This window comes from Paenibacillus sp. FSL P2-0121, assembly GCF_037975345.1.
Lineage (GTDB): Bacteria > Bacillota > Bacilli > Paenibacillales > Paenibacillaceae > Paenibacillus_AQ > Paenibacillus_AQ odorifer.
Window position 1 is genome coordinate 1,143,618 of sequence record NZ_CP150245.1, and the last position, 24,465, is coordinate 1,168,082.

The 24,465-nt window shown below is 44.4% G+C and carries 19 protein-coding genes and 1 riboswitch; of the genes, 14 read left to right on the forward strand and 5 right to left on the reverse strand.

All coding sequences use genetic code 11. The features are described 5' to 3' along the window. Positions 1-12 precede the first annotated feature (12 nt). The 6 genes from MKY54_RS04835 to MKY54_RS04860 all read left to right on the forward strand — a co-directional run bounded on the left by MKY54_RS04835 (position 13) and on the right by MKY54_RS04860 (position 10,775). Positions 13-1,113, forward strand: a complete 1,101-nt coding sequence (locus tag MKY54_RS04835; protein ID WP_036676592.1) for a glycosyltransferase — start codon at positions 13-15, stop codon at positions 1,111-1,113. A 4-nt stretch (positions 1,114-1,117) separates the two neighbouring features. After that, complete coding sequence (locus MKY54_RS04840; protein ID WP_076129263.1) at positions 1,118-2,458, forward strand: UDP-glucose/GDP-mannose dehydrogenase family protein; 1,341 nt, start codon at positions 1,118-1,120, stop codon at positions 2,456-2,458. Between the two features lie 735 nt (positions 2,459-3,193). Then, positions 3,194-4,567: a sugar phosphate nucleotidyltransferase gene (locus tag MKY54_RS04845; RefSeq protein ID WP_339189702.1), complete on the forward strand. Its 1,374-nt coding sequence runs from the start codon at positions 3,194-3,196 to the stop codon at positions 4,565-4,567. A 136-nt stretch (positions 4,568-4,703) separates the two neighbouring features. Then, positions 4,704-4,783: riboswitch (cyclic di-GMP riboswitch) on the forward strand. Between the two features lie 12 nt (positions 4,784-4,795). Then, entirely contained in the window at positions 4,796-6,346 is a 1,551-nt protein-coding gene (locus MKY54_RS04850; RefSeq protein WP_339189704.1) for a glycosyl hydrolase, read from the forward strand. Positions 6,347-6,497: 151 nt separating this feature from the next. After that, positions 6,498-8,018, forward strand: coding sequence for a glycosyl hydrolase (locus MKY54_RS04855; protein WP_339189706.1), 1,521 nt, complete (start codon positions 6,498-6,500; stop codon positions 8,016-8,018). A 51-nt stretch (positions 8,019-8,069) separates the two neighbouring features. Then, complete coding sequence (locus MKY54_RS04860; protein WP_081392562.1) at positions 8,070-10,775, forward strand: discoidin domain-containing protein; 2,706 nt, start codon at positions 8,070-8,072, stop codon at positions 10,773-10,775. A gap of 87 nt (positions 10,776-10,862) precedes the next feature. Here the strand turns inward: MKY54_RS04860 and MKY54_RS04865 are convergent, their stop codons facing one another. Further along, positions 10,863-11,927, reverse strand: a complete 1,065-nt coding sequence (locus MKY54_RS04865) for a GNAT family N-acetyltransferase (protein WP_339189708.1) — start codon at positions 11,925-11,927, stop codon at positions 10,863-10,865. 194 nt (positions 11,928-12,121) lie between these two features. On the opposite strand from MKY54_RS04865, the gene MKY54_RS04870 reads away from it, so the two are divergent. Beyond that, the gene (locus MKY54_RS04870; RefSeq protein WP_339189710.1) at positions 12,122-13,600 is read left to right on the forward strand and encodes a potassium/proton antiporter; all 1,479 of its coding nucleotides are present in this window, start codon (positions 12,122-12,124) and stop codon (positions 13,598-13,600) included. A gap of 187 nt (positions 13,601-13,787) precedes the next feature. Next, positions 13,788-14,243: a Dps family protein gene (locus MKY54_RS04875; protein ID WP_036676579.1), complete on the forward strand. Its 456-nt coding sequence runs from the start codon at positions 13,788-13,790 to the stop codon at positions 14,241-14,243. Between the two features lie 94 nt (positions 14,244-14,337). On the opposite strand, the gene MKY54_RS04880 is transcribed toward MKY54_RS04875, so the two are convergent. Both MKY54_RS04880 and MKY54_RS04885 read right to left on the reverse strand, forming a co-directional pair. Continuing rightward, complete coding sequence (locus MKY54_RS04880) at positions 14,338-15,042, reverse strand: AIM24 family protein (RefSeq protein ID WP_076129258.1); 705 nt, start codon at positions 15,040-15,042, stop codon at positions 14,338-14,340. A 49-nt stretch (positions 15,043-15,091) separates the two neighbouring features. After that, entirely contained in the window at positions 15,092-15,559 is a 468-nt protein-coding gene (locus tag MKY54_RS04885; RefSeq protein ID WP_076129257.1) for a hypothetical protein, read from the reverse strand. 225 nt (positions 15,560-15,784) lie between these two features. On the opposite strand from MKY54_RS04885, the gene MKY54_RS04890 reads away from it, so the two are divergent. From MKY54_RS04890 to modB, 5 genes are all read left to right on the forward strand, one after another. Beyond that, entirely contained in the window at positions 15,785-16,471 is a 687-nt protein-coding gene (locus MKY54_RS04890; RefSeq protein ID WP_076194197.1) for a M50 family metallopeptidase, read from the forward strand. A gap of 190 nt (positions 16,472-16,661) precedes the next feature. Beyond that, on the forward strand, positions 16,662-17,348 hold the full coding sequence (locus MKY54_RS04895) for a hypothetical protein (RefSeq protein ID WP_076279907.1): 687 nt from the start codon (positions 16,662-16,664) through the stop codon (positions 17,346-17,348). Between the two features lie 199 nt (positions 17,349-17,547). Then, on the forward strand, positions 17,548-18,513 hold the full coding sequence (locus MKY54_RS04900; protein ID WP_280753490.1) for a WYL domain-containing protein: 966 nt from the start codon (positions 17,548-17,550) through the stop codon (positions 18,511-18,513). Between the two features lie 515 nt (positions 18,514-19,028). Continuing rightward, positions 19,029-19,817: a molybdate ABC transporter substrate-binding protein gene (modA, locus tag MKY54_RS04905; protein WP_339189713.1), complete on the forward strand. Its 789-nt coding sequence runs from the start codon at positions 19,029-19,031 to the stop codon at positions 19,815-19,817. Positions 19,818-19,857: 40 nt separating this feature from the next. Continuing rightward, positions 19,858-20,514 (forward strand): molybdate ABC transporter permease subunit, encoded by a 657-nt coding sequence (gene modB / locus MKY54_RS04910; RefSeq protein ID WP_172628881.1) that lies wholly within the window; start codon positions 19,858-19,860, stop codon positions 20,512-20,514. Between the two features lie 380 nt (positions 20,515-20,894). On the opposite strand, the gene MKY54_RS04915 is transcribed toward modB, so the two are convergent. Both MKY54_RS04915 and MKY54_RS04920 read right to left on the reverse strand, forming a co-directional pair. After that, complete coding sequence (locus MKY54_RS04915; RefSeq protein WP_076279905.1) at positions 20,895-21,893, reverse strand: helix-turn-helix transcriptional regulator; 999 nt, start codon at positions 21,891-21,893, stop codon at positions 20,895-20,897. 66 nt (positions 21,894-21,959) lie between these two features. Beyond that, the gene (locus MKY54_RS04920; RefSeq protein ID WP_339189715.1) at positions 21,960-22,688 is read right to left on the reverse strand and encodes a polysaccharide deacetylase family protein; all 729 of its coding nucleotides are present in this window, start codon (positions 22,686-22,688) and stop codon (positions 21,960-21,962) included. Between the two features lie 299 nt (positions 22,689-22,987). Between MKY54_RS04920 and dgt the strand changes: the two genes are divergently transcribed. Then, positions 22,988-24,397, forward strand: coding sequence for a dGTP triphosphohydrolase (gene dgt / locus MKY54_RS04925; protein WP_038568916.1), 1,410 nt, complete (start codon positions 22,988-22,990; stop codon positions 24,395-24,397). The last annotated feature ends 68 nt before the right edge of the window (positions 24,398-24,465 follow it).

Consider the following 24,465-nt stretch of genomic DNA (forward strand, 5'->3'; position numbering starts at 1 on the left):
AGGATGATTCACATGAAAATTGCGATAGCGCACGATTACTTAATCCAAATGGGCGGCGCGGAAAGAGTGGTGGAAGTCTTTCATCACATGTATCCCGAGGCTCCAATCTACACAACGGTTTTTAACGGAAGCCGCCTTACTGACAATCTCAAAGATGCGGATATCCGTGCCTCATGGCTGCAAAAGATTCCGGGGGTAAAGACCAATTTTAAAGGGGTGCTGCCACTTTATCCAATGGCCATCCGTGATTTGGACTTTCGCGGTTTCGATATCGTCCTGAGTTCCAGCAGTGCTTTTATGAAAAGTATTCAAGTTCCTAAACATACGTTTCATCTTTGTTACTGCCATACGCCTATGCGCTTCGCATGGGATTATGACACCTACATGGAACGTCAGTCGAATTCCGGGCTGTTCAAAAAAATGCTTAAGGTATACATGCAGCAGCTCAAAACGTGGGACCAACGGACTTCCAAAAATGTGAATCAGTTCGTAGCCAATTCTTCAGTAGTGAAGACGAGAATTCAGAATTATTATCACCGGGATGCAGATGTCATATTTCCACCGATTAATACAGCCCGGTTTACAAGCTCTTCTACCATTGGTGACTACTATTTAATTGTCTCCCGGCTTGTTTCCTACAAGCGGATTGATCTGGCAGTAGAGGCTTTCAATCGTAACGGTCTTAAGCTTTATATCGTAGGAGATGGACCGGATCGCAAGCGTCTCGAAGGCATGGCTAAGGATAATGTATCGTTTCTGGGCCGCCTAGAAGATGAACAAGTAACTGGAATGATGGCACAGTGTAGAGCATTTATTTTTCCAGGAGAAGAGGACTTTGGAATTACACCGCTGGAAGCGAACGCTGCAGGAAGACCGGTAATTGCTTATCAAGCAGGTGGGGCACTAGATACTATTATTCCTTATGTAAATGGTGTGTTCTTTCAGCATCAAGAAGTGGAGGATCTACTTAAGGCTATTTATGAGGTAGAGTCCTACGCTTGGGATATCGATCAAATTATGGAGCATGCACGTAAATTCGATGAGCAGGCGTTTATGGTTAAGTTCAAGCAGTATGTTGAGCAGGCGTACGTCAATTTTCTAAAAGGAGGATGATTATATGAAGCTGACAGTAATCGGTACTGGGTATGTGGGTCTTGTATCTGGCGTGTGCTTTGCACTGGGCGGACATCATGTCATCTGTGTGGATAAGGACGAGGAAAAGATTAAGAAGCTGAAACAGATGGAATCGCCCATCTATGAGCCGGGAATCGAGGAACTGATTGAACTGAATCTTCGTGAGGAACGGTTATCTTTTTCTGCAGATCTTCAAGCGTCGGTGCGCCGTTCAGATATTATCATTCTTGCTGTAGGTACGCCATCATTGCCTAACGGTGAAGCAGACTTAACCTACATTGAGGGTGCAGCCGCTGAAATCGCCAAAGCGATGGAAGGGCACAAAATTATAATGACTAAATCTACAGTTCCAGTAGGAACAAATGAAAAAATCTCTCAAATGATCTCTAAGTATACCCAACATTCTTTTGATATCGTGTCTGCACCTGAGTTTTTACGTGAAGGGTCAGCGATTCGCGATACCCTCCATCCTGATAGAATTATCATTGGCCTTGATAATCCAGAGCTGGAACCAACAATGCGCGAGCTTCATAAGGGTTTCACAGAAAATGTATTTGTAACAGATATACGCAGTGCTGAAATGATCAAATATGCTTCGAATGCATTTTTGGCCACGAAGATTTCCTTTATTAATGAGATCGCCAATATTTGTGAAAAAGTGGGAGCTGATGTAACCGAGGTAGCACAAGGAATGGGTATGGACCAAAGAATCGGGTCATCCTTCCTGCAGGCTGGTATCGGTTATGGAGGCTCCTGTTTCCCGAAAGACACTAATGCGCTCATTCAAATTGCGGGCAACGTCGATTACGAATTCAAATTATTGAAATCTGTAGTCGAAGTGAACAAGGGACAACGGTTTATGATCATCTCCAAGCTGCATGAATCACTTGGCAGCCTGCGCGGTTCGACGATTGGGATATGGGGGCTTGCCTTTAAGCCTAATACTGATGATGTCCGCGAAGCTCCCGCCAGAGAGATTGTTGAGGCACTGGTGGCTGAAGGGGCAACAGTCAAGCTATATGATCCAATCGCAGCTACAAATTTCAGGCAGCAATACGATCATCCGCAGCTTCGCTGGTGCAATCTGCCTGAGGAAGCGGCTGAGGGCAGCGATGCCGTATGCCTCTTGACCGATTGGAGCCTACTCAAGGATATTGATCTGCATCAGCTGGCGAAAAGCATGCGCAATGGGGTGCTGATCGATGGACGCAATGTGTATTCCAAGGAGCAAATCGAGGGTACCGGCCTCGTTTATCATTCTGTCGGCCGCCCGCAGATGGGTGGATTGAGCGGTTATTCTGCTAGTGTGGCTGGAGCGGTTTAATCTAAGTTATATTGATTGAACTTGTGATTTTTCTATTTAGGGATGAGCCGTGACTCCAGAGAATGTTTGGACTTCCAGCCGCTGTTGTCTGCAGATTTCCTGATTTTACCGCTGATAGCGGTAGAAATCCGCAGACAAAGGCGGACGCTATCGCTCTTACAGTTCCAAAATTCCCCTCCGTCACTCCATTCCCTTATCTTAAGTTTCTAAGCAATTTATAAAGTTAGGTACTCTGATTATATACCGCAGTAGCAGTAGCATTTGTAGTTGTCATTGTCTCTGTGGTGGCAACTAGTCTTGCTCTTGTAGTTGCAGTTGTTCTTACAGTTGTTGCAGTTGCAGCTGCCTCCCCCAGAGCAGAAACAAATCTTTAGAAAAACGTGCTTGCTTCCGGCTGGTACAGCCCGGTACGCACGGATCAAGTATTAAGAAGAAGTTGGTTAGGTTAAGAACGGAAAGGGAATTTGGAACTGTAGAAACGGAGTGTTCGCCCGAAAGATTTCCGTAGGAAAGCTAGCTTCGAAAGCATATGCTATCCTCGGATTTCTACCGCGAGAAGCGGTTCAATCAGGAAATCTGAGGATAACAGCGATCGGAAGTCCAAAATCCCTTGGAGTGGTTTCTACCTAACAAATTTTTTTAGTGCATCCGCTCGAAATAAGGCTAAGTGGAAGCTGACGTTTTGATAACAATTCAAATATGCTCGATTTCCATAATTCAAGGAGGGTTCATTCTATGAAAATGGTACTTCTATCAGGCGGTTCAGGTAAACGGTTATGGCCGTTGTCCAACGACTCACGTTCAAAGCAATTTCTAAAGGTACTTGAAAGCCCTCAAGGTGAACCAGAATCCATGGTACAACGTGTCTGGAGACAGCTGGAGGAAGCAGGGATGGCAGAATCATCTTATCTGGCCACCGGCCGTGGCCAAGTAGAAATGATACAAAGCCAGCTGGGAAGTCATGTGCCGATTATCGTTGAACCGGAGCGTCGGGATACTTTTCCGGCTATCGCCTTAACAGCTACCTATCTTTATTCAGTGGCAGGTGTTTCTCCAGCGGAGACGGTAGCAATATTGCCTGTTGACCCTTATGTAGAAGCATCTTTTTTCGATACCATGGCTATGCTTGAGGGGACCATGCTGGAAAGTGGAGCAAATCTGGCTCTAATGGGTGTTGTTCCTGAACATGCCTCAGAGAAATACGGATATATTATTCCTACCACCGAAGAGGCGGGGGAAAATGGTTTTATGAAGGTGAGTCACTTTCAAGAGAAACCTGACCGCATACAAGCAGAACAGCTCATCGAGCAAAATGCCTTGTGGAATTGCGGAGTGTTTGCCTTCCGCTTAGGGTACTTGTTAGATATTTTGCAGCGTAAAGGGTTGCCTTTAGGATATGAAGAATTGCAGAAGCAGTATAAGCTATTGTCTTCCATCAGTTTTGATTATGAAGTGGTGGAGAAAGAAGAACATATTGTGGTGCAGCCGTATGATGGATTCTGGAAGGATCTTGGAACGTGGAATACGCTGACAGAGGAAATGAGCAGCAAGCATGTAGGAAAAGGTTTTGTGACGGCGGATTCTGAGGGGACTTGCTTGATTAATGAGCTGGACATTCCGATTACGGTAATTGGTGCGAAGGATCTGATCATTGCGGCTAGCCCGGATGGGATTCTAGTTACCCATAAAGCTGAGAGCCCACGGATTAAAGAAGTGCTGAAGACCTTTGAACAAAGACCGATGTACGAGGAACGCCGTTGGGGTCATTACAAAGTTATTGATTATGTGAAATATGATGAAGGCAATGAAGTGCTGACCAAACGGATTTTTATATCCGAGGGGAATAATATCAGCTATCAATTACATCGCAAGCGTAGTGAAATTTGGACAATCGTCAGCGGCGAAGCAAGTATTGTGCTGAATGAGAAAAAACATAATGTGAAGGCTGGGGACGTGGTACGTATACCGGAAGGAACGAAGCACGCGATCCTTGCTTTGACGGATGTTGAGTTTATAGAGGTACAGACGGGGTCTGAATTAGTAGAAGAAGATAACATACGTATTACTTTAGACTGGAATGATATAGAACTACAACAATTCATTTCATAGGTCTAACCTATCTATTTAACCAATTCAAAATTTCTTGAAACAGGTAAATTGACTCAATTATCAAAAAAAGTCATAAAAACACTAAATATATCATTAATTGTCGTCGATACTTACGGTAAGAGAGATTATTTCTCTTAAATTGAAAAGGCAAACCTATCGAAAGGTAGGGACGCAAAGCTATAGGGCCTTCGAAAGAGTGGCAGCCTGGCTACCGAAAGGGAGATTATTTTGAAAGCTTACCGTACGTATCGATTGTTTGGTGCATTTCTGTCACTCGTCCTGTTTCTGACTGCACTTCCGCTTGCTGTTGGAATTTCGCCGTCTGTTGTCATAGCTGCTTCAAATTCTGGAACGCCAGTTACCCCAGGTGCCTCACCTGAAGCCGTAAAGCTGCTTAACTATTTTTACTCGATCTCAGGAAAAGGTATTATTGCCGGTCAACATGACTATTTAGAAAGTCCAGATGAAATTAACAATATGCTGAAGGGAACCAGCGGACAATATGCGGCTCTTCACGGTTATGAAATGGGTGCGATCAGTGGCCAGTCCGAAGCAACGATGGCTTGGCAACGTCAAAATGTGGTGAACAGCGCCATCAACTGGAATAAAGCGGGCGGGATCGTAGCTATGACTTTTCATGCTAACCTGCCGGGCACCTCTTATGACTGGGATAATGTGAAAAAAACACTTAGCCAGAGTGAGTTCGATAGTTACGTTACACCGGGTACCAAGCAATATAACAATCTGATCGCTGAGCTTGATAAGGTGGCCGTCTCTTTAAAAAGCTTGCGCGATGCCAACGTTCCGGTGCTTTGGAGACCCTATCATGAAATGAACGGGAACTGGTTCTGGTGGGGGAAGAAAAATAACTTTTCTAAACTATGGAATATTATGTATGACCGTTTTGTTAACGTTCATAAATTAAATAATTTGTTATGGGTATGGAGTCCGAATGCTCCCAATGTTTGGTCAGATCCTTATGCGCTAACTTATCCAGGTGCTGATAAAGTAGATATTCTGGCAGCAGATATATACGAAAATGATTACCAGCAAAAATACTATGACAGCTTATTGAGTCTAGCCGCAGGCAAACCGATTGCGATCGGGGAAAATGGTGAAATGCCTAATCTGGAGAAGCTTCAGCAATCGCAAAGTAAATGGACGTATATGATGAGCTGGGGAAAAATGCTTTACGAGAATAACAGTGCAGACACAATCAAAACATTTATGAATAGCAACTATACCCTGACCAGAGATAAATTAAATACTGGTCTGTCACCGACACCTAGCGCCGCACCAGCGCCGGCACCTTCTGAAGAAGAGGGGGAGGCAGCAATTCCTCTCGCGAAGGGGCTTGCAGGAGAGTATTACAACAACATGCAATTGTCGGGAGCAGCAGCTCTTAACAGAACTGATGCAATAATCGATTTCAATTGGCGGCAAGGCTCGCCGGATGCCGCCCTCGGGATTGATCGGTTCTCCATACGTTGGAGCGGTAAAATTAAGTCATTATATAATGAGCAATATACATTTTACACTACCTCAGATGATGGTATCCGTGTCTGGGTGAATGGGGAATCCGTGATTGATAGTTGGACTAAGCAAAGTGGTACTGAGCGTAAGGGCATTATAACGCTGAAGGCTGGCCAGCTATATGATATCAAGGTGGAGTATTACGAGAATGAAGGCGATGCGAGAGTCCGCTTGATGTGGGAAAGTGCTAGTCAAGCTAAAGAGACAGTTCCAGCAAGTGCACTTTTTCTTCCGGATGTCTCCTGATTGATGAAAATTAAAGGTCGATCCTTAGTGGCTCTGCGTTATTGCAGAGCTACTAAGCTATAGTCCTCATTAGGTCAGAAGACGATTGTCCGATAACAGGTATGTTTTTAACACCTGTGGAGGCAGTACAGCTACCGAAAGGAGGATTTATTTGCGTAAATATTATAAGAAAAACAGATTGTTGTTTACTATGTTACCGGTGTTTATTATTTTTTCCTTGCTGCCTTGGGGAGAGGTTAAAAGTCTTCCGAAGGCTATGAGTGTTTCTTCCTCTCTACCTCCGGCTATACCAAGCAATCCTTCGGCTTCTGAAGAAGCCAAGCAACTGCTGAGTAATTTGGTGAATCTACGTGGCAAAGGGATCTTGTCCGGCCAGCATGATTATCTAGAAAGTCCAGATGAACTGGTTCATAAGCTGAAGAATACTTCGGGACAAAATGCCGTTCTACATGGTTATGAATTAGGGGCGATTAATAATCAATCCGAAGGGACGATCGCAGAACAGCGGCAAGCTGTTATAGACAGTGCAATTGAATGGCATCAAGAGGGTGGCATTGTAGCCATGACCTTCCATCAGAGCTTACCGGGAACCTCACCAGAATGGTCCAATGTAAACAGAAGTCTCAGTCAAGAGAAATTTAATGCTTATGTTACACCTGGGACAGCTCAGTATAAGAGGCTAATTTCAGATCTAGACGAGGTTGCTGGATATTTGGGTCAGCTGCGTGATGCCGGAGTGCCGGTCTTATGGCGACCTTACCATGAAATGAATGGTGGTTGGTTTTGGTGGGGGAAAAAGGACAATTTTTCAGAGCTGTGGAGTATTGTCTATGATCGTTTTGTAAACACACACAAGCTAAATAATCTACTGTGGGTGTGGAATCCGAATGCACCGAATGAATGGTCAGATCCATATGCTGCATATTATCCCGGTGGGGATAAACTCGATGTTCTGGCTGCGGATATCTACAATAACGATTATAAACAGTCCTACTATGAGGATCTGCTCTCATTGGCCGAGGGTAAACCTATCGGAATCGGGGAGAGTGGGCAATTGCCGAACCCGGATGTATTAACTGAGAAACAAAATAAATGGGTCTATATGATGACCTGGGGAAAATTACTGACAGAAAATAATACGCTACAGTCAATTAAAAGCTTTATGAAAGACTCATTTATAGTATCGAGAGAGGACTATGTTCTCACAACAGGAGGTCCTTCGATAGCACCCGTAACTCCGGTAACCCTAACGGGTTTAACTGGAGAATACTATAACAATACTGATTTAGAGGGAGAAGCGGTACTTATCCGCAATGACCGTAAGATTGATTTTAATTGGCATGGTGGGTCCCCTGCCTCAGAGATAAATGAAGATCACTTTTCTGTACGCTGGAAAGGGAAACTCAAACCTAAATTCAGTGAAAAATATACGATTTCGGCATCCTCTGATGATGGAGTCCGTGTCTGGATTGACGGAAAGCTGATCATCGACAATTGGAAAAATCAAAGTGCAACCCTTCATAAAGGAAGTATCCCGCTCACAGCCGGAACGCTTTATGATATCCAAATTGAATATTATGAGAATGAAGGAGATGCCAATCTTCGTTTGCTATGGGAGAGTTCCAGCCAGAAGCAGCAGGTAATTCCACAAGGGGCATTGTTCCTTCCTTAATCTAATGAAATGATAGGGTAAGACATTCCGGAAGAAAGAGAGGACCTATGGATGGGAATAACGAGGAGAATATCTAATAGAAAAAATAAGATATCTGCAAACAAACCATTACTGTTATTACTAAAATTCGCCGCATTAACCGTCTTGTTTCTGTTGTCTGTCTCTGTCTTCGGAACAAATAGGACAAACGATTATAAGGTAGGTGCCAATATACCGAGACTATCTGCAGGAACTGATGCTGCAGCAGAAATACCGGATGGTACTGTGATCTGGAATCTGGGACAACATGATGGCTCAGCAGCTGAATTCGCTGCGAGTGGCACTTCTGGCAGCAAGAAGGAATTTAATGTTACTTCTTCGGTGCTCAAATCATCGGCTCTGCAGAGCTTGCCTGCAGGCTTGAATGGAAAGACCCAGCCGGAATTAACAATCACCTATCAGCTAAATAAGATCCCGGAGAATGGGGTCTTATTTAGCGTAGGTATTCTGGATGCTTATAAATCCGTGCCGCAAATGAGTGTGTTCTCCAATCATCAATTGTCGGGGATCATTCAAATTGCGGGCGTTGCTGGCACAGAAAGCGAATATAACTTTCAAAAGACCTATGAATTATATATTCCCAAGGAGCAATTAAAGATAGGAACGAATGAATTGAAGCTGCAAACGGTTCGCTGTTTATATTGCAGTGACAAAGAAGACGAATATTCCTGGTGGACTTGGGATAATCTCCGTTTAGAATCTCTTAACGCTCCAATTTCTGAGCCTATCCATGGCAGCTATACACTGACGGGAACAGTAGTGAATAATAAACAATTTTATTTCGATGAAGGTGCAGTTACGCACTTGCCTTATGTTATCAAATGGCTAGGGATGGCTTATAGCGGGAATGTGATGCGTACTAGCTGTGCCAGTGATGTCGGGAGATCCTGCTCGGATATGATGGAATATTACAAGGTATTGCAGGATTACAACATGCAGGCGGTTGCTTTGTATTTGCATACTGGTGATATTAAGCTTAAGGCAGATGGATCGTTGCCTGCTGACGCGGAGAAAAAGCTGACAGATTATTTTGAGCAATATAGCCCCTATTTTCAATATTATGAGGTAGATAATGAGCCGGGATTATTCAATCGTTCTAAGGCAGTGAACCTGGCGATTGCGGACTGGCTGAATAAAAAGGGCAAGCAAATCGCGCCCCATTTACAAACTGTTGCTCCGGGCTGGGCATATTGGCCGAGCTACAGTGAGGATTCCTGCGGTAATCAGAAGGGAACTGGGAAGGAATGTGGAGATCCGGATGGCTGGGAACGTGATCCAGAGCAACGTATGGAGCTGGAGAAGGTTACGGATTTGACCAATGGACATTCCTACGGCGACTCTTATATTTTTAGTAATGGAGGAAGCTTTACTGAGAATTTGAAGACCTTCACTGGCTCAGACAATGGACTCGGCAAAAAAATGCTGACCACTGAATTTGGTACCTCGGACAGTCATGTGGATGCCTATCAATACGGGGCAACGGAGCGGACAGCGGCTGTATTCGACCGGATCATGCGTGCACATATTGGTTATGCGGATATGTTTGTGCAGCATGCTGCTTTTTTTAAGGATTTCAGTTTATTCAAATACGGGTTTAATTTAGAAGAGCATGATCCGGCGACCACAGAGATTTATTATACAAAAGAAAATGAGGATTCACGTGTCAGCATCATGAGAAGGCTCAGTCTTGCCTATGCTACACATGGAGCTCCGCTAACTTATCAAATTGCCAACAAAGATGTGTTAGCCGACAAGCTGGTATATGTTCGGGCCGTGGATACTTCTACATTGAAGCCTCTTGCGGGAAGCGGAGCGACCTCAAATAAGGTGCTGGTTAATTTCGTTAACTTTGAGTCAACTCCACAAACTGTGAGTGTAAATGTGACTATGCCGAAAAACGGGGTGTATGAAGGGGAACGTTTTGGAAACGGGGATACGTATGAAAAAGCAAGAAGTTATGTAACAGGTAAAAAGGCTACTCCTACGTTAACCTTTACGGAGACCCTTGCTCCAGGAGAGGCTGTGCAGTATATTTTGCAGCCTTCCTCTGAAGTAAAGCCGTCGGCACCTAAAGGATTCAAAGCCGCAGCAACAAAAGGTTTAGCTGTAAAATTAAATTGGTTGGAGGCACCAGGAGCAAGCTATGAGCTGCTTCGCGCTGAAGGTAGCGGCGGGGAAATGAAGGTGGTGGCCACCGATGTGAAGCTTACAGAATATACGGATCATAATTTACGTGAAGGGACGTTATATACCTACGCGGTAAGGGTATCCGGCTCTAATTTACTGTCCGATAAAGTTCAGATTACAGCCACCGGACTGGTTCCTCTGGATCGTACTAAATGGAAGGTATCCTCAAATGTGAATACGGCAGCATCAGCTCCTAGTCTGGCTATCGATGGGGATCGGCGCACGCGCTGGGATACGGGAAAACATCAGGTATCCGGAGAGTATTTTCAGATTGATCTGGGTGAAGCACATGAAATTGAAAGAATAGATTTGGATAGCACGTTATCACCGTTTGATTATCCAAGAGACTATGTAGTCTATATTTCTGACGATGCTCAAAACTGGAAAAAACTCACGTCTGGAAAAGGTACGAAAGAGCTTACTAAGATATCCTTTTCTAAAGTGAAGACGAGGTATGTCAAAATTGTACAGAACGGAGCCGGCGGGAATTATTGGTCTATTCAAGAGCTACAGGTGTACTCCAGAGAATAAGCAATTATTTGAATTTATATAACTGTTAATAGAGCATACTAAATAACCTCAGCGGTATCATTCTCCCGCTGAGGTTATTTTTGTGCTTTAAATAAAATGGAGGCCTGACATATAAGGTAAAGGGATTGCCTCAGATTCCCCTGAGGAATCAGAGGTGCGAAGCGGGCTCGCTGGATCAAACAGCAGCGAGATCAGCTCCTTGTCGTCCACAGACGACAAGTCGAGGCTACGCTTGCGGCATACTTCCGTCTGCCGCAAAAGCGCTTCCCGGTCTGCGATGCAGACCGTCCCGCTGTTCGCGCCGGCGCTTAAGGAGGCGCCGGCGTCCCGCAGAAGCGCGAGCAGGCTGCGCTCCTGCCACGGCACAGGCACTTGCAGCGTGCCAACGCCGCCGCACAGAGCCGCCTTGGCCAGCAACGCCGCTACCGCTTGCGGCTGGCCGGCCCATTCCACCGCCGTCGCTGGGCTCGGCGCCGGCACATCCGCCGCGGGCACAGCCATCGCGGCGAACCCCTCGATGCTGCCGTTCCGCACGGCTACGAGTGTGCGCTGGGACAAGCCCAGCACACCCGCGTAAGCCTCGGCACCCAGCAGCAGCGCCAGCTCACCCGGACTGTACACCTGTCCGGCTTCGCGTTCATTCAGCAGCCGGTTGACGGCGAAGAAGTCGCCCGGCTGCATGGGCCGCAGCGTCCATTCTTCCCCTGCTGCGGCAGCAAGTGCGTGAGCCGAGCTTGCGTTCAGCTCGGCCAATTGCGTACCGCCGAACGGTACGCATCCCGCTCGGGTATACAGCGAGCGGTCACCCGAGACAAAGATAAGCGATGCGCCGGCATTCGCAGCATGGGTCTGGCATAGCTGTAGAAGCTGACCGGCTAGTCCTTGGCCGCGATAAGCAGGATCTGTGCAAACCGCGCCGATGGAGAACACGTTCAGGAAAGCTTCTCCAGTGCAGATCGTGGAGGGCACCAATCCCATAAAAGCAGCGATGTTACCGTCCTCGGCAACGGCTGCATAAGAGTGAGTGTAACCAGGGCTAAAAATCAGCGGAAACAGCTCTTTCATAGAAGTGTCGCCAGCTTTACGAAAGATGGAATGGGCTAGAAGAGCGGCTTGCTCCAGCTCCGCAGGTTTAATTAATCTCAATTGCATATACAGTCAGCCTCCTTATATGTAAATACGAGTAGGGTAGAAAGGAATTATTTTAAGTATAAGCCCCAGCGGATGAAATCTTCAATCCTGCTTATATTATTCAATGTCTCAAAAGGAGGTGGATAAGGGTAATAACGTACATAAATAAGGAAGCTTATATTTTAAGCTAGAAGCGAAAGGGAAGTGAATAAACGGTGACCCAACTTGCAGATAATATCATATTATTGCTGGCAGCTCTCTTACTTGTAGGTGTGTTTTCCACCAAATTCTCCACTAAATTTGGAATGCCAGCTCTAGTGCTTTTCCTTGCTGCGGGGATGGTACTGAGTCAATTTATCTTTTTTAACAATGCTTCCTTAACACAAATGGCTGGGATTTTTGCGCTGGTTGTTATCTTGTTCGAAGGTGGGATGCAGACCAGTATTAAGGATATCAAGCCTATTATTCGGCCGGCATTATCCTTATCCACGGTAGGCGTATTGTTAACGACAGCTATCGTTGGGGTGTTCGCTAAGCTGATTCTTGAGGTGTCATGGGCAGAAAGTTTTCTGTTCGGAGCTATCGTGGGTTCGACTGATGCTGCTGCGGTCTTTTCGGTATTAGGCGGTAAGAATATTGACAAACGACTGACCTCGACACTCGAAGCGGAATCAGGCAGCAACGATCCTATGGCGGTATTTTTGACAGTATCGCTGATCGAATGGATTCAGCATCCGGATATGGCGATATGGGGACTTGTGCTGTCCTTTATATGGGAGATGGCAGTTGGTTTGGTGATAGGGATTGTACTTGGTAAAGTCGCAGTATATCTTATCAATCGAATTAACCTGGATTCTACGGGACTTTACCCGGTATTGGCAATTGGATTTGCTGTCCTAACCTACGGCTTATCTGCACTCGTTCATAGCAGCGGCTTGCTGGCTGTCTATGTAATGGGTCTTACCCTTGGCAATTCCGAGCTGATGTATCATCGAACCATTATGAATTTTAGTCATGGCTTTGCTTGGATGATGCAAATATTTATGTTTATATTGCTGGGTCTACTGGTATTTCCACAGGAGCTGGCAGAGGTGGCTTGGCAAGGTATATTGCTGTCCGTCATTCTGATGGTTGTGGCAAGGCCAATAGGAGTGTTTATAAGCTTGCTCTTTTCCAGATTCTCTATTCGTGAAAAAACACTAATTTCTTGGGCCGGCCTGCGCGGAGCCGTTCCAATTGTGCTGGCAACCTATCCGCTGCTAGCTAATCTTCCCCACGGCCGACTGTTCTTCAATGTGGTATTCTTCGTCGTGCTGACCTCAGCAGTGATTCAAGGAACAAGCATTTCACCGCTGGCTTCCCGGTTGAAGCTGGTGGGGCAAGAGGATTCAGCACAGCCATCACTGATGGAGCTGGTCGCCCTTGGCAAGACGGATTCCGAGTTCAACCACATAGGAATTGAACCTTACATGCCCATTGCCGGGCAGAAAATCTCCGATATCGGACTGCCAGATGATATCTTATTTACTGCTATTATCCGGAATAAAAGCATTGTCACCCCCCATGGCAGTACCGTCATTGATCCAGGGGATACTGTATATGTCTTAAGTCCAAAGAGCAAACGCGATGAGATGAGGGCTTTTTTCCGGAGTCAGAAAGGGAAGACGGCGGAGGAAAATATATCTTTGATTTAAGTCTAGAAAGAGGACGTTATCCAGAGTGTGACAGAGATAATAGGCGTTATAACAAAAGTTATGCTAGAATCGGCAACATGCAAATCTTCAGAGTGGTTGCAAAAAGCAAAAGGATGTGTTAAATTGTATATAGATTTAGAACGAGTCTAAATACAATATAATAAATTAACCATAGGAGGTTTTATTAATGAGTACACAACTAAAGAGCCAAACTGAACTGCACGCTGCTTTGAACCGCCAGACCGCGAACTGGTTCCTGCTTGGGGTAAAGCTTCATCATTATCACTGGTATGTTAGCGGATCCCAATTCTTCACGTTGCATGAGAAGTTTGAAGAACTCTACAATGAAGCTGCTGGTTATGCAGATGATTTGGCTGAGCGCCTGCTTGCTATTGGTGGACAACCTGCCTCCTCTATGAAACAATATCTGGAGCTTTCCGATTTACAGGAAGCTCGTGGCGGCGAAGATGCCAAGGGTATGGTAATGGAGCTGGTTAGAGACTTTACAACTGTTTCTAAAGAACTGCAGGCTGCGATTGCTACTGCAGAAGAACTGGCTGATCAACCCACTGCGGATCTGCTGATTGGTATTAGAAGCAGCATTGAGAAACATGCTTGGATGTTGAATGCTTTTATCGCCTAAGACAACATTCTTATAAAGGATAGAACCACAAAGAGCGCCTGCGTATAGGATACGCATGGCGCTCTTTGTTTTGTTGTTTTACTACTGAACACAACTATTTAATAAACACACCCCCGAAGGGAACTACCTCGCGTAGAAATCGTTTAACAATTCCATCATCGTTGTTATCTCTTTCGAATCGGCGGTTCTGACGTCCTGCCTGAAACAGCACAGGCCCGTGACCTGTCATCTTCCAGTGATAGCTCATATGCTGGCTAGCCAAATGGTTGCCGTAAACGGTGAGCTCCAGCTTGGCATTCTCAGGGTAGGCAATAATGCTGCCTGCATCGACATAAAGGGGGTTGGTCGGGTGCAGTACAGCTTCACAGACCGTACCCTCCGTCAGTATGCCAATCATGCCATTGCCCGAGAATTTCACTTTTACAATGTCCCGTGTAACGAGCACATTCTTCATGCTTAGCACTCGGGTCTCCAGTGAAATACCTATACTGTAGAAGAAGAGATGCTTAAAGTCGTACAGCAGATCGCTTTTGCCATCGAGCTGCAGGATTTTTATGCGATAGCCTGGTGGAAGGGCGGCGACGAAATGGCAAGGACCTGCCATATCGGAACGAATCAACTTTCGCTTGCGGTATATGCCCTTCACATCCATAAATCTGTCCGCTCGTCCTGAGGAAGGACCTTGATAAGCGATAATTTGTTGTGGATGGAGTACATGAACCTCTTCCTTCTCCTCAAGGGAGAAGGCTACGGCTTGTCCGCTTCCACTGTCGCTTTCATCTTGGATATCGATGTTCATAGTTCATCTCCCTCATGCTGTGACTGTGATCTTCAATGAATACGTAAGACTAACGCAGACGGTCGCCTTTTCGCGAACGGTAAAGCATGCTGAAACGAATAAAACGGATCAGTATAAAATAACCTAGGATTAGTCCAATCCCTGTAAAAATAGTCACTTTGATTTTATGATAATATTCTTCACGTGCCGTCCGGTCATTTTTTAATTCATCAACCATCTGCGTTAGTTGGCGATTCTGCTCTTGTAGGCTTTCGTTCTGTATCCGGTAAGCTTCTATCTCCTGCGTGGTATTCGCGAGCTTATCCTTTGCCTGCTGAAGCTCTTCAGCGGTTTGCTGAAAACCTTCCTTTAATTCATTCACTTCGTTTGGCAGCTCGGAGAAATTTTTAACTCCATTATAGATATCACTGAATATATTAGCTTTTGCTACAGGAGCTGGCAGGCATACAGTAAGCGTCAGCAAGAACAGGAGCGAATATAACAGCTGTAGATATGCTCGGGATTTATGTTGCTTCATCTATATAATCACCACCCAATTTAGGCTTGTAGTTCTTTTATTTTAACACAGCTTGACAGCTTCTGACAGCGTACGCCATGGGACTGGTAATGCTTATAATGAAAGTAATTTTTACCTCCTTAAGGTTTTCGTTTACTCATTATTAAACACGATCAGTCCGTGATTATCTCGATTGAGAAGAGGTACTATTTATCGTATACTTTGGACGAAAGGGGCTGCTGTCGATTGAACAAATGGCTTAAAACAATATTGCTTCTGATCGGATCTGCTTTTTTGACTAGATTGATCCCATTTTCATCTTTGTTTCGGAATTTAGACACGATGATTCATGAATTTGGTCATGCTCTGATGACCTTACTACTGTCGGGTAGTGTGCTGAGGATTGAATTATACGCAGATCATAGCGGTGTAACCTATTCAGCTATTCAAGAAGGGGGCAAGGCAATATTAGTTTCCCTCTCGGGTTATTTGCTAGCCTCCTTATTTGCACTTCTGCTCTTCTATTTATACAGTAAGGGACGCCATGATTGGGGCCTTATCTTAGCTACGGGTGTGGCGTTGATTATGCTCCTGCTATACGTGCGAGGAAGCTTTGGCATGATGTGGTTGGGCGGATTTATTGCGTTAAATATTCTAATGCTGGTGGTTTGGAAGAAGGCCAGCAAATATTATTATTTGTTATTGGCCTTTTTAACCTTGGAGGAGTCTGTAATGGGAAGTTTATTTCTGGTATACGCGGCTGCTGTATCACCGTCCCGTGCAGGAGATGCCAGCAATCTGGCAAGAATGACTCCTATACCCGCTATATTTTGGGCCACATTGTTTTTTATATTTTCTCTGTTGTGTGCCAAATGGGCACTGGGACTATTTTTCAAGCGAGAGCGAATGCAGACTAAATTAGGGAGTCGATGAGAAAAAAACATAAAATTTTCGTCATAAATAGACAAAAGGAGTTGTTTTTACAAGAGTCAGTCTACTAAGCATGTAGAATGACTCTTTTTTTGTCGATAATATAGAACCGAACATACATTCCATGACATGGAGTTGTCCGCCATTATTGGTACATTAATAGAAGACCCAAAAAAAGAAAGAGGTGGAAATAATGATAGAAAGTATTCATCCCGTATTCACATGGAGTCAAAATCGTATTTTTGCAGGCGGCAATCGTAATGTTATTTTGCTTGTCGAATGGAAAGGGAGTATACCTGCAGAGCACAGCCGACCCAGCAGTTATAAAGTGGTTGCGCGTGAAATTGAGCTGCGGGTTTGGCTTGAACCCCATGTAACTTTTAAGCGTTCGTATGGGTGTGAGTTTGAAGTCGGTGAAGGCAGATCGCTACTTCTTAAGCTTGGCAAAATAAAAACGGGGCAACGAAAGTTTATTGCTTTGGAATTCAATATCTCTACTACTATTGCAGGTAGATATGAAGCTCTTTCCTTACAGTGGAAATATAAAAAGCCAACCGTAGAGCGTGTTCAAGAGCTTCCAGTAAAGGTTCTTGAGCTAGAATACACCCATCATACTCAGGTTCTGAGTGAAACCTGCTGCTTTCACGTAGAGAAACATCTGGAATTGTTAAAAACAGCTGAAACGATTGAGGAGGCAACCACGTTGCAAAATGAAGGACAACATAGTCAAGCTCATGAAATGCTTTGCCGTCACGCAGATAAATTACTATTACTAGCCGTGCGTTCTGGAGATCCTTTACTACTTAAAGAGGCCGAAATGTTGTATAAACAGATTGGATTCGAGTATCAGAAGCGGGGGAAAACTGCTACTGGAAATTGATATAGGACATACAACTAGAAGATGCATATTGACGAAAAAAGACCTATACATAAATTTGTTTTGTCAGCGGGTTCGGCGGAAAATAATCAGAAGAATTGTAATATAAAATGTGGTAACATAGTAAAAAAGTTCTATCACACTATTACTTTTTTTCATAAAATAATGGGTCTATTTAACCATAAATCAAGGGGAACTGAATATGACAGACCGATTAATCCGACTGATGCGCATTATTACACTTGTTCAAGCCAAGCCAGGGATATTAGCCCGTGAATTGGCAGAACGCTGCGGCAACAGCGAGAGAACGATATACCGGGATATGGACGCGCTTAGCGCCATGCATATTCCTATAACCCACCTTGGACATGGAAAAGGCTATGCTTTTATTGGCAATTTTGCACTTTATCCTTTGGATTGGTCGGAAGAAGAGGCGTCTGCGTTTTCGCAACTACGCTATATTATGGAAGATATTAAACCCGTTCTGCCTATCGATTTTGAAGGCGCTTATGAAAAAGTAGTTGCAGCTGAATATAAGCGAAAGGCGGAGCGGGAAGAAACGATAGAACGTGCAAGAAGAGAAGCAGGTACAAGCTGGTTGGAAAGAAGCGGTGCACAGATGGAGCATCAATCTTTTTTAACACCTATATTGGAGGCTTTATTAAAGCAGAGGAGTATTCAAGCGAATTATTGTGAGAATGCAGTGGAGGAGAAAGAAATAACCATCGATCCTTATTGTTTAGTCCCACTGGAAAATCGTTATCATCTCATTGGATTTTGCCATCATCAGGGTGTTATTCGTACATATCATATCAACGATTTTTCAAACGTGAAGCCACTAAACCGCTGCTTCTCAAAGGAATCATTTGATTTGCAAGCTTTTATGAAGAAAAAATGGTCACTTGACCGCGATAGTTTGCAGGTAGAGTTTAAAGTGAAATTTTCGGAGCGAATCATGGAAGGGCTTAAGAGAGAGGATCTGCCCTATAAGCCGAATAAAGTAGACCGTCAAGCTCGGTGTTGTTATTTTAAAGTCGCGTTGGAACAAGATATTGCGTTTGTCCGCTGGATTAAGAGATTCGAAGAGGATGCTGAAATCATAGAGCCGTTATATTATCGTGAAGTGCTCAGGCAGCAGTTGGAGAAATGGATATCACAATATAAATAAGATGGATTCTCACCTTCAAATGAAATATTCGTTTACATATATTGTTACAAATCAAAAATTATAGAATATTTCTCTTGTTTGGTGAGTCTTTTTATAATATCATCATACATTAAATAACATAATTATAATTTATAGGGTTATTTTTATCCTCGAATTTGACCTTTGTTCAATTTTATATAGAAGAAAAGTATTCTCAAGATTCATTTGATTCTTAAAAATGAATATATTAATCCGGGTGAGGTTCCTGGGGGAGTGGATTATCCATTATGTTGAATGTACTGGGCTTTTAACGTGAAGAATTAATATCATTCGTGTTAGGTGTCTTTGCAGCCCTATTTAGGGGTGTCAGAGGCATCTTTTTTGTGTGCAAAAAGCCAAAATCATCGTTGTATATTGTCTAATTATAACAATATATAACTAAACATATCCAAACACAACTGTAGTTGTAGAAAAACGAAAAACTGTATGCTAGAATAGCATCTAAATATATACATACGAAATTGGGAGGAATGGAAATGTTTAAGAAATGGGCACTCTCCGTGATGGGGATATTGGCAATCCTTCTGGTTGTAAATTTATCTGCAGGTTCAGGTGTAGAGGTGCAAGCAGCCACCAAGAAGACCGAAATTATTGTTTCCGCAGCGGCTAGTTTGCAAGACAGCCTGGATAAGATTGCTCTCCTTTATGAAAAGAAACATCCCGATATTGATTTGGTTTTTAATTATGCAGCATCCGGCACTCTGCAAAAGCAGATTGAGCAAGGGGCCCCGGCGGACCTGTTCTTCTCTGCAGGTGATAAACAGATGAATGCACTGGTGGAAGGTGGACTTATCTCCGATCATAAGGTTCTGCTTAAGAATCAATTGGTTGTAGTTGTACCCTCAGATTCAAAGGTCAAATTAACTACGATTACTCAGCTTACGGATAAAGCTTTTAAGAAGGTCGCAGTGGGACAGCCTGAATCTGTGCCGGCGGGTCAATATGCGCAGCAATCGCTGACAGCGAAAAAGGTATGGGATCCGCTGCAAAGCAAACTCGTATTCGCCAAGGATGTGCGTCAGGTTCTCTCTTATGTAGAAACAGGAAATGCCGATGCCGGTTTTGTCTATAAGACAGATGCGCTTACTTCAAAGAAAACTAAAATCGCTTTGACGGTTGGTCCACATGTACACAAAGCCATTAATTATCCGGCAGGCATCGTGAAGAGCTCGAAGAATCAAAAGGCAGCTAAGGAGTTGTATAGTTACCTTCAGAGCAAGGAAGCTAATGATATCTTTGTAAGTTATGGCTTCCTGCTTCCTTAAATAGAAATTAAGAGTAGAAGCGGGTGGAATAAGGTTGGAAATAAACTGGACTGATTTCTTCGCCCCGGTATGGCTTTCCGTAAAAATATCTGTGATTACCAGCATTATTGTATTCATTTTGGCAACAGCTGCTGCGAAGGCCATGGCAGGCCGGAAGTTTCCCGGCCACAGCTTGGTAGAGACTATAATGCTGCTTCCGCTCGTTTTGCCGCCGACGGTCGTAGGATTTGTGCTTTTAGTTATTTTAGGCCGACGAAGCTGGATCGGCAGATGGTATGAACAGATGACGGAGCAGACGATCCTGTTCACATGGGGGGCGGCTGTTATCGCCGCTGTAGTCGTAGCTTTTCCACTCGTATACCGCACAGTGAAGGCGGGTTTCGAAGGGATAGAAGCAGATCTTGAAGATGCAGCGCGGGCACAAGGGGCAAGTGAACTGCAGGTACTGCGCTATGTCACGCTGCCGCTTGCGGGCCGGTCGCTGGCAGCCGGTTATGTTCTTGGCTTTGCCCGCGGTCTTGGGGAGTTTGGCGCTACCATCATGGTAGCTGGCAATATTCCGGGCCGTACGCAAACCTTACCCACAGCGATCTATGTTGCGGTAGATGGAGGCAATATGACGCTCGCGTGGATGTGGGTATGCTCAATTATTGTTATTTCAGCCGCTATGCTGATGTTTGTGAATCGGCGTTCTTAAAAAAACACCAGACAGCGATTCTCCGGTTATGGGAGAGTTGCTGTCTGGTGTTTTGGGTTTGAAGCGGGCGGTGGAGCAGATGCTGAGCAAGTGGAAACCCGGCGACTTTGATGTCAGCTTTTAGCGCCGCCAAATTTTGATGGAGTCTGTGAGGTTAACTGCATTCTATACAGTTATTCGGTCTGCATAAGGGAACGTTCTAACTTTAATTGTATTCTATACAACTAAAACGCGAAAAATCAACTATGAGGTAGTAAATCAAAAGAAATAGGTGTACCAAATACAGTTATATCTAATTTGCTAGTTGTTCGAAGTTATATAGTTGTACGAAATGCAGTTAAACGCTTCTGCAGATTGCTTCCTTCTTCTGTCTGCGACCATTAAGTCTCATAAATTATCGTACCAGTTTCCGTGAGATCATATCCGTGAATGGATCCAAGCTCACTCTGGAAGGCTGGTGAACGCAAAATATCAATCACGGCAGCGATCCATTGCTCATGCTCCGGTTTTTTTATCATCACCAGGTCGTAGCACTCCTGAATCATAGGAATAAAATCAACGCCGTCGACAATCTTGGCGGCTTTCTCGGTGCCGATGGCTACATCAGCTTCTCTCCGGGCCACTTTACCGGCAACTGCCAAATGGCTGTTCTCCTCGTTCATATAGCCTGATAGGCTGGCTGCTGGAATGCCATGCAATCGAAGCTGTTCATCCAATAATACGCGTGCACCTGAGCCTCGTTCTCTATTGATCAGCGTGAGTCCATCCTGCTCTAAGTGAGACCATTCCTGAATACCTCTGGGATTCCCTTTTTGTACGTATAAACCAGCACTTCGGGTTAGCAGGCGAACTACAACATAAGAACATCCGACGAGTATTTTACGGATATAGGGTAGGTTGTATTCTCCAGTATCCCCGTCGAGTAAATGTGTGCTGACAATGTCCGATTCCCCTTTATACATGGCAATCAGGCTGTCTAGACTCCCGGCATAAGAACGAAGAGGACGTTCAGTAGGCAGAGCCCGTTCTAAATAGGTAGCTAGAATATCCAGTGACATATCCTGACCTGTAATCACCAAGCTGTGTCCTACAGCTTTAAGGTGAGGAGATTGTGCTGGCATTTGAGCTGGATTTGTACCGGAAAAGGCCAAGGGGATTGCTGGTGGAGTCTGGCCCATTATAGTAGTAGGGTTAGCGGTAGACACCCCACTCCGTGTATTTTGTTTGTAGGCTTCCAAATCGGATTGATCCACGCGCATTTGTTTTCCTACACGGTAGGAGGGGAGCTCCCCTTTTTTAATTAGATCATATACTTTTAATTTTGATATTTTTAATAAGCGGGCAATTTCCTCTGTCGTATAGGATGTATTATCGGACATCACAAAAGCCTCCAGAACTTCATATTAGGACAAGACTACCCTATTTTGAAGTCCTGTGCAATTAGGCTATTGTTGTTTCCCAGCCTGTTGTGTACTGGATAATTTGATCAACTCAGAGACAGTGACAAATCGAAAGCCTTTCTTTTCTAATTCGGGCAAAATAATTTTAAGCGCTTCTCTAGTTTGTGACTGCCCGTGCACATGATCATGAAACAGAACGATGTCTCCATTACGTGCATTTCGAATGACCTTGTTCGAAATACTGTATACCCCTGGGCGATTCCAGTCACGTGTATCTTGATGCCAGGACCATAATATGGGCTTCAAGCCCATATTGTTAGACAGATCTACTAAGGTCTCGTCATACATGCCACCTGGTGGTCTGAACAGTGAACTATGTTTACCGGAGACTTTTATAATCTCTTCTTCGGTCAATTTTAGCTCCTGCTCAAATTGGGCTTCATTAATAGGTCTTTTAAAATAAACGTGATTGTAGGTATGGTTAGCTAATTCATGCCCCTCAGCAATCACTCGTTTCGCTACCTCTGGATAGGCTGCAATTCTTTTTCCTATCGCAAAAAAGGTGCATTTCGCATGGTATTGATTCAATACCTTTAAGATTTGATCGGTTTCAGTAGGGTCAGGACCGTCATCGAACGTCAATGCAATCACTTTTTGGTTAGTATGTACTTCCCAAATCATGTCTCCTCTTTTTTCGTAGTAGTCGCGGTTTTTGCTTGGACTGCCTAGAGCAGAGTTCGTGAAGCATAAAAAGAGTGTAAGGGTGATCATCATAATTTTGCTGCGAGTTTTCATCATTTCACCTGTTTTTTTTATTTTAGAGTGCTCCTTTTGGGGGTCGGTATATTCATAGTTTAAGTTTTGTATAGACAACCAGTCTTTTTTTGTGCTCTTTCTTCTTTCTACTATCCTTCATGTACAGGTTATGAGATTCCTTTTGTCTTCTGATGATTACATAGTTATCGACATGCCCGTTTATAATTAAATTAGCTTTTGTATTTTGATGTGAAAATAGTTATGAAAATGCCTTATAATGAAGTACTATATACAGACATTTGGTTAGGGGTGGGAATATGACACTTATTGAAAAAAGAGAACACCGGCAATATCCGGAGATTACCCGCCTTGAAACGTCGAGAGCTGCTTATGAGCGTGATTATTCACGCCTGATTCATTCGCCTACTTTCCGTAGGCTACAAGGTAAATCACAAGTATTCGGAGCAGGGACCGGTGATTATTACCGTACGCGTCTGACTCACTCACTTGAAGTTGCGCAGATTGCCCGTGAGGCGGCGAAAAGTCTGCTGCGATCGTATCCAGAAGTGGAAACCACTAAGGCGGAGAATCCGGGTCTTGTTATCGATCCAGAGGTAGTGGAATGCGCAGCTATCGCTCATGATTTTGGCCATCCTCCCTTTGGACATAAAGGGGAAGAAGTGCTGGATAATATTTTGGAACAGCTTATTGAAAAGAAAACTAACGAAGCTGCGCTGCAATCAGGCGCAACGGGTGTGGATCGGCTGCTGATCCATGAGCAGATGAAGCAACGTTATGAGCATTTCGAAGGCAATGCCCACAATTATCGGCTGATTATGTTTCTGGAGAAGCGTGAAAATATTGATGGCCTAAATCTGTCGGATGCTGTGCTGCTAGGCATAAATAAGTATCCTTTTCCCGGCACCTCGCTGAAGAAGGGGATGTACCTGCACGAATGGGGATATATTTCGGAGATCCGCAAAGAGTGGGGAATACCAGCAGGTAAGAAAACGTTGGAGGCTCAGCTTATGGACCTTTGTGACGATATCGCTTATTCTGCACATGATCTGGAGGATGGGATTAAAGCCGGAAAGATTGAAGTGCATGAACACTTTATGCATGATTCTTATATCCAACGGTTAATCGTGGAGAAAATCACCACGCTCGAGGATTTCTTTTGGAAGGGCTGGGAAGAGGAAGGCATTCGCGCGAAGGTCGAGGAAGTGCTCAGTTCATTTCTTCGGGTTTGGAAGGAAAAAATGCCAACCTGTGAAAACGACTATTCCCGCACTCGACGTGAAGTTAAGGCTTATTGGGTAAGTACCTTTGTCGCAAGCTTGGGAGTGATCCAAGATGGAGACTGGAAGAAGGTCACCTTTATAAAGGAAGGAAAAGAAGATGAAGATATGCTGCGGACCGTCAGTGTGTTGAAAAGCTTCGCATGGGTCACTATGATCCGTGATTTGCGTGTGCAGCGGCTGCAGAAACGTAGTGAGTGGATTTTGCGCCGACTATGGGGAGCATTTCTGGATCCACAGACCTCTAAAGCCATTATTCCATCGGATTGGCTGCAGCGCTTTGAGAAAGATCAGAAGCAGGCAAAGCCGATTTGGACTTGGGAGCATATGGTGATTGATTATATCGCAGGGATGACTGATGCTTTTGCAGAGAAAATATATAATGAGCTGTACGGACTGAAAGTCGGCTCGATTTATGATTTGGATTAGAGGCTCTTAGACAAGTAGTCCCTGCTGTTCATTTAGGATGATCTAAATGAACAGCAGGGGCTATTTTT

Bases quoted from the DNA above. Each gene is read 5' to 3' on its own strand.
- dgt (WP_038568916.1), top strand. From the start codon at position 22,988: ATGACACTTATTGAAAAAAGAGAACACCGGCAATATCCGGAGATTACC.
- MKY54_RS04895 (WP_076279907.1), top strand. From the start codon at position 16,662: ATGATAGAAAGTATTCATCCCGTATTCACATGGAGTCAAAATCGTATT.
- MKY54_RS04865 (WP_339189708.1), bottom strand. From the start codon at position 11,927: ATGCAATTGAGATTAATTAAACCTGCGGAGCTGGAGCAAGCCGCTCTT.
- MKY54_RS04840 (WP_076129263.1), top strand. From the start codon at position 1,118: ATGAAGCTGACAGTAATCGGTACTGGGTATGTGGGTCTTGTATCTGGC.
- MKY54_RS04835 (WP_036676592.1), top strand. From the start codon at position 13: ATGAAAATTGCGATAGCGCACGATTACTTAATCCAAATGGGCGGCGCG.
- MKY54_RS04900 (WP_280753490.1), top strand. From the start codon at position 17,548: ATGACAGACCGATTAATCCGACTGATGCGCATTATTACACTTGTTCAA.
- MKY54_RS04885 (WP_076129257.1), bottom strand. From the start codon at position 15,559: ATGAAGCAACATAAATCCCGAGCATATCTACAGCTGTTATATTCGCTC.
- MKY54_RS04875 (WP_036676579.1), top strand. From the start codon at position 13,788: ATGAGTACACAACTAAAGAGCCAAACTGAACTGCACGCTGCTTTGAAC.
- MKY54_RS04920 (WP_339189715.1), bottom strand. From the start codon at position 22,688: ATGATGATCACCCTTACACTCTTTTTATGCTTCACGAACTCTGCTCTA.
- MKY54_RS04880 (WP_076129258.1), bottom strand. From the start codon at position 15,042: ATGAACATCGATATCCAAGATGAAAGCGACAGTGGAAGCGGACAAGCC.
- MKY54_RS04915 (WP_076279905.1), bottom strand. From the start codon at position 21,893: ATGTCCGATAATACATCCTATACGACAGAGGAAATTGCCCGCTTATTA.
- modA (WP_339189713.1), top strand. From the start codon at position 19,029: ATGTTTAAGAAATGGGCACTCTCCGTGATGGGGATATTGGCAATCCTT.
- MKY54_RS04860 (WP_081392562.1), top strand. From the start codon at position 8,070: ATGGGAATAACGAGGAGAATATCTAATAGAAAAAATAAGATATCTGCA.
- MKY54_RS04845 (WP_339189702.1), top strand. From the start codon at position 3,194: ATGAAAATGGTACTTCTATCAGGCGGTTCAGGTAAACGGTTATGGCCG.